At 64.5% G+C, this 13,392-nt stretch carries 11 protein-coding genes; 4 read left to right on the top strand and 7 right to left on the bottom strand.

The genetic code is table 11. The features are described from left to right. Positions 1-84 precede the first annotated feature (84 nt). Complete coding sequence (locus JQ587_RS29545) at positions 85-606, bottom strand: hypothetical protein (protein ID WP_212297138.1); 522 nt, start codon at positions 604-606, stop codon at positions 85-87. A 318-nt stretch (positions 607-924) separates the two neighbouring features. Here JQ587_RS29545 and JQ587_RS29540 point away from each other — a divergent pair, with 318 nt between their 5' ends. The 3 genes from JQ587_RS29540 (at position 925) to JQ587_RS29530 (ending at position 4,325) form a co-directional block, all read left to right on the top strand. Next, positions 925-1,221 carry a co-chaperone GroES gene (locus tag JQ587_RS29540; protein WP_014491914.1) on the top strand — a complete coding sequence of 99 codons (297 nt, stop codon included), beginning with the start codon at positions 925-927 and terminating at the stop codon, positions 1,219-1,221. A 117-nt stretch (positions 1,222-1,338) separates the two neighbouring features. Further along, positions 1,339-2,970 (top strand): chaperonin GroEL, encoded by a 1,632-nt coding sequence (groL, locus tag JQ587_RS29535; protein ID WP_212297139.1) that lies wholly within the window; start codon positions 1,339-1,341, stop codon positions 2,968-2,970. Positions 2,971-3,113: 143 nt separating this feature from the next. Further along, positions 3,114-4,325, top strand: a complete 1,212-nt coding sequence (locus JQ587_RS29530; protein ID WP_212427686.1) for a hypothetical protein — start codon at positions 3,114-3,116, stop codon at positions 4,323-4,325. Positions 4,326-4,451: 126 nt separating this feature from the next. Here the strand turns inward: JQ587_RS29530 and JQ587_RS29525 are convergent, their stop codons facing one another. Both JQ587_RS29525 and JQ587_RS29520 read right to left on the bottom strand, forming a co-directional pair. After that, on the bottom strand, positions 4,452-4,850 hold the full coding sequence (locus JQ587_RS29525) for an META domain-containing protein (protein WP_212427685.1): 399 nt from the start codon (positions 4,848-4,850) through the stop codon (positions 4,452-4,454). 136 nt (positions 4,851-4,986) lie between these two features. Beyond that, positions 4,987-6,651 (bottom strand): L-lactate permease, encoded by a 1,665-nt coding sequence (locus JQ587_RS29520; RefSeq protein WP_212297142.1) that lies wholly within the window; start codon positions 6,649-6,651, stop codon positions 4,987-4,989. Between the two features lie 312 nt (positions 6,652-6,963). Here JQ587_RS29520 and JQ587_RS29515 point away from each other — a divergent pair, with 312 nt between their 5' ends. Further along, positions 6,964-8,727, top strand: a complete 1,764-nt coding sequence (locus JQ587_RS29515; protein ID WP_212427684.1) for an ABC transporter ATP-binding protein/permease — start codon at positions 6,964-6,966, stop codon at positions 8,725-8,727. Between the two features lie 218 nt (positions 8,728-8,945). Here JQ587_RS29515 and JQ587_RS29510 read toward each other — a convergent pair whose 3' ends face one another. The 4 genes from JQ587_RS29510 to JQ587_RS29495 all read right to left on the bottom strand — a co-directional run bounded on the left by JQ587_RS29510 (position 8,946) and on the right by JQ587_RS29495 (position 13,382). Next, positions 8,946-9,947 (bottom strand): TorF family putative porin, encoded by a 1,002-nt coding sequence (locus JQ587_RS29510; RefSeq protein WP_212297144.1) that lies wholly within the window; start codon positions 9,945-9,947, stop codon positions 8,946-8,948. Positions 9,948-10,373: 426 nt separating this feature from the next. Beyond that, a complete protein-coding gene (locus JQ587_RS29505) occupies positions 10,374-10,754 on the bottom strand; it encodes a histone (RefSeq protein WP_249154583.1) in 381 nt (126 codons plus the stop codon). Positions 10,755-10,824: 70 nt separating this feature from the next. Beyond that, positions 10,825-12,147: a glycolate oxidase subunit GlcF gene (gene glcF / locus JQ587_RS29500; protein ID WP_212297146.1), complete on the bottom strand. Its 1,323-nt coding sequence runs from the start codon at positions 12,145-12,147 to the stop codon at positions 10,825-10,827. Then, a complete protein-coding gene (locus JQ587_RS29495) occupies positions 12,144-13,382 on the bottom strand; it encodes an FAD-binding protein (RefSeq protein WP_212297147.1) in 1,239 nt (412 codons plus the stop codon). Before JQ587_RS29495 ends, glcF begins: the two co-directional genes overlap by 4 nt. Between the last annotated feature and the right edge of the window lie 10 nt (positions 13,383-13,392).

The raw sequence follows: 13,392 nt of genomic DNA, 5'->3' as shown, positions 1-13,392 counted from the left end.
AAGGCGGTCCGCAGGACCGAACCCGGAATCTCGAGATTCCGGGGCCGATGCTTCGCATCGCCCCGGAACGACGGGAGTGAGGCATCACGCCCTCGGTGCGCAGCGGACGTAGACCATGTTGCCGTAGCGGGTGGCGGCGTCCTTGTCGACGAAGCGGGTGATCATGACGCGGCCGTCGAAGGAGACGATCTCGCGGTCCTGCTCGCCCGGCGTCGGGCCGGAGGGGCCGATATAGTTCTTGCCGCCTGGCGAGCCCTTCAGCCGCAGTTCCTGCGGCGTGGCCTGGTCGGCGAGATGCATGATCACACCGCCGGAGGAACCGGCGCCGATCACGTAGGGGTTCTTGCACTGGGCCCGTGCAGCCGCCTCGGTGCGAGCGCGGTCGGCCGGGTTCTGGAACGAGGCGAGGCCCCAGCGGCCGACGATCTCGTCGGCGCGGATCGAGGCCGGCATTTCCGGCGCGACGCCGGGCTCGGCCTCGGGCGCCGGCTGGGACGAGGAGAAGGACGGCAGGCTCATGCCGCCGCCGCAAGCGCCGAGCAGCAGCGCAAGGCAAGAGGCCGCCGCCAGATTGGCAAGCGTGCGTGCGTGAGCTGAACTGATCATGGCATTCCCCCGAACAAGACCATGGCCGCATCCCTCCCGCAGCCAAGCGCAAAACCGCAGCCAGAGCAATGACGTCTTGATATACGCCTTCGCCCCGAACGAGTTTCCAGTGCCACCATCCTATATCCGCCTCACCAATCGCTTAACCACCTTTGCTTGACAGGATCGCAGCCAAGCCATATCCCCTGCGCACTATTAGCACTCGGAAAGACCGATTGCTAAGTGCGCCGTTCGATCCTCGGAAAGAGGGTGGACGGCAGCGCTGCCCTCACCCACTTCCGCTGCTTTCGGAAAAGCGAGCTTCCAAAGGGAAACGTCATGGCTAAGTCCAAATTTCGTCCGCTGCATGACCGTGTCGTGGTCAAACGTATCGACGCCGAGGAAAAGACCAAGGGCGGCATCATCATCCCCGACACCGCCAAGGAAAAGCCGTCCCAGGGCGAAGTCGTCGCCGTCGGCCCGGGCGGCCGCGACGAGGCTGGCAAGCTGATCCCGATCGACCTCAAGGTCGGCGACCGCGTGCTGTTCGGCAAGTGGTCGGGCACCGAGGTCAAGATCGACAACGAAGAGCTCCTGATCATGAAGGAGTCGGACATCATGGGCGTGATGGCCTAAGGCCGGACGCCTGAACGGCCGCTGAATGCCATGCCCGGATCATGAGGTCCGGGCATCCATCATTCCGCCGCACAGCACAAGACACGACACATCACGAAACACGAGGGATTGCAGACCATGGCTGCCAAGGACGTCAAGTTTTCCGGAGACGCGCGCGATCGCATGCTGCGCGGCGTCGACATTCTCGCCAACGCCGTCAAGGTGACGCTCGGTCCGAAGGGCCGTAACGTCGTCATCGAGAAGTCGTTCGGCGCGCCCCGCATCACCAAGGACGGCGTCACCGTCGCCAAGGAGATCGAGCTCGAGGACAAGTTCGAGAACATGGGCGCCCAGATGGTGCGTGAGGTCGCCTCCAAGACCAACGACCTCGCCGGCGACGGCACCACCACCGCGACCGTGCTGGCCCAGGCCATCGTGCGCGAAGGCGCCAAGGCGGTTGCCGCCGGCATGAACCCGATGGACCTCAAGCGCGGCATCGACACCGCGGTTATCGCCGTCGTCAAGGACATCGAGAAGCGCGCCAAGCCGGTCGCGGCCTCCTCCGAGGTCGCCCAGGTCGGCACCATCTCGGCCAACGGCGACGCCGCCATCGGCAAGATGATCGCCCAGGCGATGCAGAAGGTCGGCAACGAGGGCGTCATCACCGTCGAGGAGAACAAGTCGCTCGACACCGAGGTGGACATCGTCGAGGGCATGAAGTTCGACCGCGGCTATCTCAGCCCCTACTTCGTCACCAACCCCGAGAAGATGACCGCCGAGCTCGAGGATGCCTACATCCTCCTGCACGAGAAGAAGCTGTCCGGCCTGCAGGCCATGCTGCCGGTGCTCGAAGCCGTGGTGCAGTCGGGCAAGCCGCTTGTCATCATCGCCGAGGACGTCGAGGGCGAGGCGCTGGCGACCCTGGTCGTCAACCGCCTGCGTGGCGGCCTCAAGGTTGCCGCCGTCAAGGCGCCGGGCTTCGGTGATCGCCGCAAGGCGATGCTGGAAGACCTCGCGATCCTCACCGGAGGCCAGCTGATCTCCGAAGACCTCGGCATGAAGCTCGAGAACGTCACGGTGAAGATGCTGGGACGCGCCGGCAAAGTGGTGATCGACAAGGAGAACACCACGATCGTCAAGGGCGCCGGCAAGAAGCCCGAGATCGAGGCCCGCGTCGGCCAGATCAAGGCCCAGATCGAGGAGACCACCTCGGACTACGACCGTGAGAAGCTCCAGGAGCGTCTGGCCAAGCTCGCCGGCGGCGTCGCGGTGATCCGCGTCGGCGGCGCGACCGAGATCGAGGTCAAGGAGAAGAAGGACCGCGTCGAGGACGCGCTCAACGCCACCCGCGCCGCGGTGCAGGAAGGCATCGTCCCCGGCGGCGGCGTCACGCTGCTGCGTGCCAAGAAGGCAGTCGGCCGTCTCACCAACGCCAATGCCGACGTCCAGGCTGGCATCAACATCGTGCTGAAGGCGCTGGAAGCTCCGATCCGCCAGATTTCGGAGAATGCCGGCGTCGAGGGCTCGATCGTGGTCGGCAAGATCCTCGAGAACAAGTCCGAGACCTTCGGCTTCGACGCCCAGACCGAGGACTATGTCGACATGATCGAGAAGGGCATCATCGACCCCGCCAAGGTGGTGCGCACCGCGCTGCAGGACGCTTCCTCCGTGGCCGGCCTGCTGGTGACCACCGAGGCGATGGTCGCCGAGATGCCGAAGAAGGAAGCTTCGCCTGCCATGCCGGCCGGCGGCGGCATGGGCGGCTTCTAAGCCCGTCCTCACCTGACAGTGTTGCGAAGGCCGCCTCCGGGCGGCCTTCTTTTTTGCCGATCATGGCTGGCGCTTTCCGATTCAACCGGCGGCCAAAACCCACTACGGTGGCGCCCGATTCCATTCGTTCGAGGATTTCGTCAATGCGCCCGCTTCTGGTTTGCTCGACAGCTCTTTTGGCCGCTCTGCTTGCAGCTTCGCCCGAGGTCGCCTCAGCCCAAATGAAGCTGTCGCCGAAGGCCACGGCGCCCGGCGGCACCGAGACGCGCTATTTCACCTCGATCGACGGGCTGATGGACGGCAATGCCGACGTGATCCTCAAGGAGACGCGGCAGGGCAAGACGGTCACCACGGCCGTGCTCGACGTCTGCTACCCCGTCGCCAAGAACTCCGACCGCAAGGACCGCTTCGTGGTCAATCTCCAGGTCTCCGGTCAGACGCTGACCGGCACGACCTCGAGCCTCGGCGCAAAGGCGCCTGTCACCGTCAAGCTCACGCGCAAGCCCACCGGCGACACCTTCGAGTTCCGCGGCCAGATCGGCATCGGCCAGGCCGTGACCGAAGTGACCTCGCCTGACAATGCCGATCTCAGCGAGAAGGAATTCCTGGACAACCAGACCACCGACGACGGCATCACGCCGCAACCGAAGGATTTCACCGAAGTCTCGCCGGAGGCAATCGCGGTCAAGGTCAAGCTCGATGCCGCGACCGACTTCCTGAAGAGCCTCAAGGGCCAGGATGTCGAGGTGACGCTGGCAAGTCTCTCCGTGGGCTGCGATGCGCTGCGCGCCGGCGAGCAGACCATCAACATGTCGGTCGATCCGGAGCGCGCGGCCGCGTTGCTGGCGAAATTCAAGGCGATGCCGGGCGTCACGGCCGCAGGCTGGACCGCGGGGCTCGCCGAGATGGACCGCACCATCCGCCTCCCCGCCGCCGATTGGCGCGACGGCGACAAGATCAACCGCGACAAGCTCGCCAGCGCAATCGCCGGCGTGCTGAGCAAGACGCTTGCGGCGAAGCCGGTCTCGCAGAGCTTCAACCCCGCCACCGGCAAGCTCAAGCTCGTGTTCAAGCGGCCGAACCAGGATTTCCCGGCGCTCGAGCTCACCGATACGATCGAGGTTTCGGGCCTCGTCTCCGCCGACAAGCCGGGGACATCAGACAAATTGATGGTCTGGATCGGCAGCCCCTCGACCTCAACGGCCGACGAGAGCAGCGGTGCAAAGCTCAACGTGTCGGATGAGGCGACTGCCGACGAGGAAGGCGACCAGCCCGACGACAATGGCTCGATCGAGGCGCTCGCCAAGGAGCTGAAGGGCCAGCGCTGGGACGCCGACAAGTCGATTTGGAAGTGACGAGGTCATTCCGGGACGACGCGCCAGCGTCGAACTCTGGTGCGCAATCGCGCACCAGAGAATTTCGCGCAGCAATCCCCAAATTCCGGGTTCGCGCTTCGCGCGCCCCGGAATGACGCTGACGCGTCAATTCCCATTCTCGCGGAAGCGCAGCGTCTTCGGGCCGACCAGCGTGAGCACATCGCCCTGCCGCTTCCAGGTCTCGACGGCGGCAAGCGCTGCGACGAGATCATCATCAGCCTGGGCCTTTGCCGGCGGACAGGAACGATCCTGAATCTGGCCCGGGACGAAGATCACGGTGTTGCCGGCGACCGAGAACTGGCCCTTGCCGCCCTTGCACCAGAGCTCGAGCACGACCTCGCCATTGCCACCGATCTCGAGGTTCGGGATGCGCTTCGAGCCCGGCTGCGGCACTGCCTCCAGCGTCATCTCGGCGCCGAAGGGAAAGCCCTCTTCCGCACGCGCGACGGCGGACATCACAAGCAACGCGGCCGCGGCACACACCATCTGCTTCAACGACACCATGAGACCTCTCGACCGACCCGATTTGCCGGGTCTTCTATAAGACGACGAGGCCTTTGAGAAGGTTCGTCGGTTCAAGACACAAAAATCCCCGCGGGACGATCCCGCGGGGATTTGCGTCGAGGCCGGGCGGCGCCTGCTACTTCAGCACGAGGGCCGTGAACGGATAGACATAGGCTTGCAACGTCACTAGCACACCGACGAGGCAGGCCAGCACGATCGAATGCCAGAACACGAAGCGCAGGATCGTGCCTTCGTGGCCGTACCAATTGGTGGCCGTGGAGGCGACCACGATCGATTGCGCATCGATCATCTTGCCCATCACGCCGCCCGAGGAGTTCGCCGCCGCCATCAGGACCGGCGACAGGCCGATCTGCTCGGAGGTGATCTTCTGGAGATTGCCGAACAGAATGTTCGAGGCGGTATCCGACCCCGTCAACGCCACCCCCAACCAGCCGAGCAGCGTGCCGAAGAAGGGATAGAGCACGCCGGTTGCAGCGAACGCGAGACCGAGCGTCGCGTCGACGCCGGAGAGCCGCGTCAACGTGCCGATTGCGAGCATCGCCGAGATCGTGATCAGCGAGATCGCGCACAGCCGGATGGTGCGGCCATATTCCACAAGCATCCTCGCCGGCGAAAAACCGGCCAAAGCCGCGGAAATGATTGCCGCGATCAGCATGCCCGTGCCGGTGAACGACAGATAGGTGAATGCGAACACGGCGCCCTCGGGCGTCGGCTTCGCCGCCACCGGCGGGACCTTGTTGATCATGTTGTGCAGCTCCGGAACCGGATAGTTCACGGTGAAGATCGAGTTCGCCCAGGTCTTGAACGCACCGTTGCCCCAGATCAACATGACGACGCAGACGATGATCCACGGCAGCAAGGCGGTCCAGAGCTCGCGTTGCGTGAGCGGGGTTCTGTCCATCGACGCCGGCTTGGCCATGGTCGCGGCCGATTCGTCCCTGCCTCGCAGCGCCGGCGACAGCCAGAGCTGCTTCGGTTGCCACACCTTCAGGAACAGGATCAGCGCCCCCATCGAGATCAGCGATGCGCCGATATCGACGATCCAGGGGTTGATGTGGTTCGAGATCACGTATTGCGGGACCGCGAACGACACGCCGGTGACGAGGATCGCCGGCCAGACGTCCTTCATGCCCTTCCAGCCCGCGAATGCCCACACAACCCAGAACGGCACAATCAGCGAGAAGAACGGCAATTGCCGTCCGACCATCGCGCCGAGGATGTAGGGATCGAGCCCGGTGACGGAAGCAAGGCCCTGGATTGGCGTGCCGAGCGCACCATAAGCAACCGGCGCCGTGTTGGCGATCAGCGACAGACCGGAAGCCGCGAGCGGCGAGAAGCCAAGCCCGATCAGGACGGAGCCCGTGATGGCAACCGGCGTGCCGAAGCCGGAGGCGCCTTCAAAGAACGCACCAAAGGAGAACGCGATCAGCAACAGCTGCAAGCGCCGATCCTCCGTCACGCCCCCGACCGCACGCTTCAATAACTCGAATTGACCGGTTGCGACCGTGATCTGATAAAGGAAGATAACGTTCAACACGATCCAGCCGATCGGGAAGAAGCCGGCGACGACACCGAGCGCAGAGGCGCGAATCGACATGTTTGCCGGCATGGTGAAGATGAAGATCGCGATCAGGTTGGTCAGGATCACCGCGATGATCGCTGCGATGTGCGCCTTCACGCGGCCGCTCGCGATCAGCACGAGCAGCGTGACGACGGGTACCGCCGCCGCAATCGTCGACAGCACAGGGCTGTGCAGCGGATCGTAGATTTGATTCCACATGGTCTTCCTCCCCCACGCATGTGTGTGGCAGGCGGCCCGCGTGGACAGCCGATCCTGCTTGACGCTGAAGCATAACCCCCGAGCTGGACGCGAATTCCTCGCGAATGCAGCGGTTCCCGTCCGCTCACAAGCTCGCGAAATCCCGAGGGCCCCCACCCCGCGCCGCTGAGGCCATGCTAGGGTTGCAAGCTGCGACAAGCCAACGCAAATTGCACCCCTTGCGACTTTAGTCTAAGCGCGCTCATTTCCGTCCTTGCCTCAACGGTTTGGCTCGAGGCATTTGCGCACAGCCCCTGCAGGAGATCCCGCTCTGTGAAGAACATCCGCGCCACGCTCGCGACCGTCTGGCGAATCGCCGCCCCCTATTTCCGATCGGAGGACAAATGGGCCGGCCGCGGCCTGCTCGGCATCGTCGTTGCACTGGAGCTGGCGCTCGTCGCAATCAATGTGCTGCTCAATCAGTGGCAGAACCGGTTCTACAGTGCGCTCCAGGCCTACGATCTGAATGAGTTCGTCATGCAGGTTTGGATCTTCCTCGGCCTTGCTTTCACCTACGTGGCGGTGGCCGTCTACAAGCTTTACCTGAACCAATGGCTGCAGATCCGCTGGCGGCGATGGTTGACGCAACACTATCTCGGCGAATGGCTCGACGGCCCCACGCATTACCGCATGCAGCTGAAGGGCGACGCCGCCGATAACCCGGACCAGCGTCTGACCGAGGACGTCACGAATTTCGTCGAGCAGACCCTTGTGCTCGGCCTCGGTCTGCTGTCGTCGATCGTGACGCTGGCGTCGTTCATCGTCATCCTCTGGGGTCTATCGAACAAGGCGCCCCTGCACATTTACGGCACTGACATCGTCGTTCCCGGTTTTCTGGTCTGGTGTGCGCTGGCCTACGCGCTGCTGGGCACAGCCCTGACGCACTGGATCGGCGCGCCGCTCATCAATCTCTATTTCGAGAAGCAGCGCTACGAGGCCGACTTCCGCTTCAACCTGATCCGAGTCCGCGAAAATTCCGAGCAAATTGCTCTGTTGAGAGGGGAGAGCGCGGAGCGAGGTCATCTCCTGCAGCGCTTCGGCTTCGTCATCGGCAACTGGTATGCGATCATGAGCCGGACCAAGCGGCTCACCGCCTTCACCGCGAGTTACGGTCAGGCTGCAACGATCTTTCCCTATGTCGTGGTCGCGCCCGCCTATTTTGCCAAAAGCATCCAGCTCGGCGACATGATGCAGACCGGTTCGGCCTTTGGCCAGGTGCAGGATGCGCTGTCCTTTTTCGTCACGGCCTATCGATCAATCGCGGAATGGCGTGCCATCGTCGCCCGTCTCGACGGCTTCGAGATGTCGGTCGCGACGGCGGCAAACCTGCCGGCGCATGAGGCGACGATCGAGCTCAAGGCGTCGGGCGGTAGCCGCAATATCGGCCTCGAGAAGCTCTGCGTGTATCTCCCCAACGGCACGCCGCTGGTCGCAGCCGACGGCTTCGCCATCCAGGCGCCGGAACGCGTGCTCGTGACCGGTCCGTCCGGCTCCGGCAAGTCGACACTGTTTCGCGCCATCGCCGGCATCTGGCCGTTCGGCACCGGCACCATCGTCGTCCCCGCGCAGGCGAAGCTGATGATGCTGCCCCAGCGCCCCTATTTCCCGGTCGGTGCGCTGGGGGACGCCGTGATTTATCCCGCAGCCCCCGGCGGATTCCAGCGAACCCAAATCCGCGACGCGGTGATCGCCGTCGGCCTGCCTGACCTCGCCGAACGCCTCGGCGAGGACGGCCATTGGAACCGGATGCTGTCGCTTGGCGAGCAGCAGCGGCTGGGACTCGCGCGCGCGTTGCTGCATGCGCCGGACTATCTGTTCCTCGACGAGGCCACCGCCTCGCTCGACGAACCGTCCGAGGCCAGGCTCTACCGGCTGCTGACGGACAAGCTGCCGCAGGCCACCATCGTCTCGATCGGCCACCGCTCGACGCTCGATGCCTTCCACACGAGGAAGGTGGCGATGATGGAGAGCGGCAGGATCCACGTGCTGGGCAGTGACGACGCACCGGCCGAGCCGGAGCCGAGCGCGGCCCGCTGAGGCACGATCGGGGCCCCTCCGGCGGAAAGATTCTGGATTACTTCGCGGAGCCTGTCACCGGGGCCGCGCGTCGCGCGGCCCCGGTGACTCGCAGTGACGGAGTGTGAGGCACCGACGCTCTCGCTCCACGTCCCGCAGGGGAGGCCACGCGGCACCTCACCAAAACAAAAGGGCGGCAGATTGCTCTACCGCCCTTTTTAGTCGTCTCGGGACAAAACTTACTTCAGATTGGTCATCGCCGTCAGGTCGAAGGACAGCTTGGCGATACCGGCCGCACCGCACCAGTTGGAGCCGGCGCCGCCCGGGTTGATCGCGGTCACGCTGGTGGTGCCGGTGGCGTTGAAGGCGCTGGTGAAGGCGTTGCAATCACCCTTGTTCAGGTTGGTGTCGGAGTAACGCAGATCCAGCGTGAACACCTTGTAGGTGAAGCCGACGCCGACGTTCCAGGTGTTGTAGCTCTTGTAGGGAATGCCGTTGGCATAGATCGTTCCGGGGATGCCGTAGAAGGCATCGGAAGTGCCGAGCCACTGGCGGCCGAACTCACCCGACACGTACATGCCGAGGCCCGAAGCGCCGAAGGTCGTGCTCGGCGCGATCCACTTCGCGGTCACCGACGCGTAGTCACCCCAGGCACCCGAGTTCAGGAAGTTCGGCGAGTAGTACTCGTTCACGCCGACCGACCAGTTGTCGTTGATGGTGTAGTTCACCTTGCCATAGACTTCGAAGAAGCTGACGTCCTTCTTCATGACGTTGCCGTCGGCAAGGAAGATGGTCGTGGTGCTGACCGGGCAGACACCGCCGCCGGGAACGCCGCCGGTGAGCACGTTGTCGGCGCAGCTTCCGCCCGGATACAGGTAGCCCCAGACGCCGATATCGAAAGCGAAGGCTCCGAAGGTCGGGCGGATACCGCCGTAGACGTCGACTTCGGCCGCAGCGCGGTTGGCGAAGGAGATGCTCTCAGCGGACACGCCGGCGTACAGCTGGAGGTCCTTGGTGACGTTGTAGCGCGGCTCGAAATAGGCCGCGACCGACGGCTTGTGGTTCGACTGGGTCACACCGCGGAAGATGTAGTCGTTCATGACCGCACCGCCGAAGGCGATATCCCAGGGGTCGAACGCGGGCGCCGGGGGAGCCTTCATAGCCTTCAAGGGCATGTCCGCCGCGAAAGCCGAACCCGTCACCATTGCCAGCGCCGTTGCCAACAAAGTCACTTTTTTCATTTCGATCCCCATCACCAGTTCTGGACCCCGGTCGAGCTCCGGAAGCCCCCCGGGACACCCGACCTGATTGCAAATTTCGTAACTGCGGCAATCTGGATGGAGGGAGGCAAAGCGAGAAGCAAAAAACACGAGCATCTGCCGACTTTTTGGGCGTTCTGACAATTCCACGAAAGGTTGTCGGCCAGTGTTGCTTCTCGATCACATTATTTTCACGCCAAAGTGCACAGAGGGATCCGGGATACTACGTGGACCCGCGGCGCCGTGGCGCGCGCGCCACGAATCAGCTGACTCAAGAACGGGCAGCCCCCGGCCATCGTGGCGCCGATGCAAAAAGGCCGCAGCATCACGCCGCGGCCTTCCTGTAGTCGATCGTGATCGGGGGATAGACCCGGCCCTTGGCCCAAGCGTGAGCCTATCCTTGTCGGCCTATCCTTGCCCTTCGGCCGGCGTCGGTTCCGCAGAAGACGAAGGCATCGCCCAGCTCGTCTCAGCGGCCGGCTCGGGTGCCGGCGCAGCCGCAGGAGCCGCCGGCTTCGGCGCGGGAGCTGCCTTCGCCTTCTTCGGTGCTGCTTTCTTGGCGGCCTTTTTCGGCGCCGCCTTCTTCACAGCCTTCTTGGCCGCAGCCTTCTTGGCTGACTTCTTGGCGGCCTTCTTCGGCGCAGCCTTCTTGGCAGATTTCTTTGCTGATTTCTTTGCTGACTTCTTTGCGGACTTCTTGGCCGCCTTCTTCTTCGTCGCCTTCTTCGCGCTTACGACCTTCTTGGCCTTTTTGGCCTTCTTGCTTTTCTTCTTGCTCGCTTTCGCCATCGTGGTCCTCCTGTTGCCGCCGAACAATGGTCGATCGGGCGCCCTTCAACCGTCATCTCCGGACGAAAGCTTAGCGCGACGCATTCAGTGCCGGCCGCGACCCGCCCGTAGCCCAATCGAGAAGCTCAATCGTGTGTACGACCGGAACTGACGTGCCACTGGCAATCTGCACCATGCAGCCGATATTGCCCGCGGCAATCATGTCCGGCTTGACGCTCGCGATGTTGGCGACCTTGCGATCACGCAACCGGCCCGCAAGCTCGGGCTGGAGAATGTTGTAGGTCCCCGCCGAACCGCAACACAAATGGCTCTCCGGGACATCTTTCACCACGAATCCATTCTTGGAAAGCAATTCTTTCGGAAGGCCCGTGATTTTCTGCCCGTGCTGCAACGAACACGCAGAGTGATAGGCAACGACGATGTTGTCCTGTTGCGTGCTCGGCGCGAGGCCGAGGCCAGCGACGTATTCGGTGATGTCCTTCGCCAGCGCGGACACCTTCGCCGCATCGGCTGCGAACGCGGCGTCCTCGCGCAGCAGATAGCCATAGTCCTTGATCACCGTGCCGCAGCCGGACGCGGTCACCAGGATGGCATCGAGCCCCTCGCCGGCGGCCTCTTTCTGCCACGCCGTGACGTTGGCGCGAGCCCGCGCCAGCGCGTCATCATCGTGACCGAGATGATGAGTGAGCGCGCCGCAGCATTGCTCGTCCTTGACCAGGACGACCTCGATGCCATGGCGGGTGAGAAGACTGATGGCCGCCTGGTTGATGCGTGGCGCCAGCACCTGCTGAGCACAGCCCTGGAGCAGCGCGACCCGGCCCCGCTTTTTGCCGAGCGCTGCGAACACGCTGCCTGGAAGGGCACCGGGCGCCGGAAGCCGGCCAGGTGCCAGCGCCAGCATCGCCTTGAGGCGCTGGATCAGGCCGGGGGTGGCCGAAGGCCGCGGGGTCGGCAGGAAGACAGCCAGGGGGCGGGCCAGTTGCGCCAACCGCATGCTCACGCGAAACCATTGCGGGTCAGGCAGCACGAAGGCGAGCACCCGGCGCAGCAGCCGCTCGGCGAGCGGCCGCTCATAGCGCTGCTCGATCCTGACCCGGGCCTGGTCGACGAGGTGCATGTAGTTCACGCCGGAAGGGCACGTCGTCATGCAGGACAGGCACGACAGGCAGCGGTCGACATGCTTGACCACCTCGGCGCTCGGTGCCTGGTCCTTCTCCAGCATCTCCTTGATCAGATAGATGCGGCCGCGCGGGCTATCGAGCTCGTCGCCGAGCAGGACATAGGTCGGGCAGGTCGCGGTGCAAAAGCCGCAATGGACGCAGGCGCGCAGGATCTTGTCGGCTTCCGCGATGTCGGGGTCGGCGAGTTGCGCGAGTGAGAATTCGGTCTTCATTGAGCAGCGCCCCGCGTCAACCGCCCCCGGTTCAAAATCGACTTCGGATCGAAACTGGTGCGGACCCGCTCGCTCAGGGCAGCAACACCTGGGGCTTGCGGATGGAACACGTCGACCTCGCGCCTGACGTCCTCGGCCGCCCGGATCAGCGTGGCATGCCCGCCAAACGCGTTGGTCCGCTGGCGAACGGCCGGCGCGTGCGCATCGCCCCTCGGCGGCAGTGCCGCCCAGATCAAGCCGCCGCCCCAATCGTAGATGACATCGCCACCGGTCTCGCGCGCCAACTGCGTCCCGAGCGCCGCGCCCGAGGCCGGCGGGCAGACGATCCGCCACACCGGCCAGGCGCCGAGCGCGCCGCCGGCCGCGAACGGCAGCACGTCCCGGATCGTGGCCCACAGCGCAGACGAGGCGGCGTCCTCGATGAGAGTCGCGGTTCCGAACGGCACCAGCAATTCACGCAAGGAGCCCGCGCGGTGGCTGGCAGAGGCGGTGATGCCCTCAAGCCGCAGCACCGTCAGCGCCTCGCTTTCGCCTGCGATATCGCCGAGCCCGTCGGTCTTGGCGCGGAAAGCCGATTTCGGCAGATGGGCGGCGGCGGAGACGTCGAAGGGCGAGCCAAGCGCCGCGGTCATCGCCTTGTTCGCGGCCGCATCGTCGAGCCCGCGCAGCAGCAGCGTCCGCTCGGCTTCCGGCTTCGGCATCACCTTGAGCGTCACTTCAGTCATCACGGAGAGCGTGCCCCACGACCCCGCCAGCAGCTTGCACAGATCGTAGCCGGTGACGTTCTTCACCACCTTGCCACCAGTCTTGAAGCTGTCGCCGAAGCCGGAAACGGCATGCGCCCCCAGAAGGTGATCGCGCGCCCCTCCCGCCCTGATGCGGCGCGGACCGGCCAGGCCAGACGCGATCATGCCGCCGATGGTACCGAGCGCCGGCGTGCCGAGCAGCGGCGCGGTGTTCATCGGCTCGAAGGCGAATTGCTGGTTCTTGGCATCGATCAGCGACAGCACGTCGGCCAGCGGCGCGCCGGCCTGGAGCGTGACGATCAATTCGTTCGGCTCGTAGGAGGTGACGGCATTCAGCGCGGAGACGTCAAGCACGGCATTGGTCGCCATCGCGTGCCCGATGCTGCGCTTGCTGCCATGGCCGACGATCTCGAGCGGCTGCTCGTTGGCGATCGCCGCGCGCACCACCTCTTCGACGTCTTTGGCGTCTCTGACCCTGAGCGTATCCACGGGAAAAGGC

The sequence above is a fragment of the Bradyrhizobium manausense genome, from assembly GCF_018130615.1.
Lineage (GTDB): Bacteria > Pseudomonadota > Alphaproteobacteria > Rhizobiales > Xanthobacteraceae > Bradyrhizobium > Bradyrhizobium manausense_A.
This window is presented reverse-complemented; position numbering and strand designations above follow the sequence as displayed.

Excerpts from the sequence above, each read along its gene's own strand:
- JQ587_RS29545 (WP_212297138.1), bottom strand. The coding sequence starts at position 606 with ATGATCAGTTCAGCTCACGCACGCACGCTTGCCAATCTGGCGGCGGCC.
- JQ587_RS29540 (WP_014491914.1), top strand. The coding sequence starts at position 925 with ATGGCTAAGTCCAAATTTCGTCCGCTGCATGACCGTGTCGTGGTCAAA.
- groL (WP_212297139.1), top strand. The coding sequence starts at position 1,339 with ATGGCTGCCAAGGACGTCAAGTTTTCCGGAGACGCGCGCGATCGCATG.
- JQ587_RS29530 (WP_212427686.1), top strand. The coding sequence starts at position 3,114 with ATGCGCCCGCTTCTGGTTTGCTCGACAGCTCTTTTGGCCGCTCTGCTT.
- JQ587_RS29525 (WP_212427685.1), bottom strand. The coding sequence starts at position 4,850 with ATGGTGTCGTTGAAGCAGATGGTGTGTGCCGCGGCCGCGTTGCTTGTG.
- JQ587_RS29520 (WP_212297142.1), bottom strand. The coding sequence starts at position 6,651 with ATGTGGAATCAAATCTACGATCCGCTGCACAGCCCTGTGCTGTCGACG.
- JQ587_RS29510 (WP_212297144.1), bottom strand. The coding sequence starts at position 9,947 with ATGAAAAAAGTGACTTTGTTGGCAACGGCGCTGGCAATGGTGACGGGT.
- JQ587_RS29505 (WP_249154583.1), bottom strand. The coding sequence starts at position 10,754 with ATGGCGAAAGCGAGCAAGAAGAAAAGCAAGAAGGCCAAAAAGGCCAAG.
- glcF (WP_212297146.1), bottom strand. The coding sequence starts at position 12,147 with ATGAAGACCGAATTCTCACTCGCGCAACTCGCCGACCCCGACATCGCG.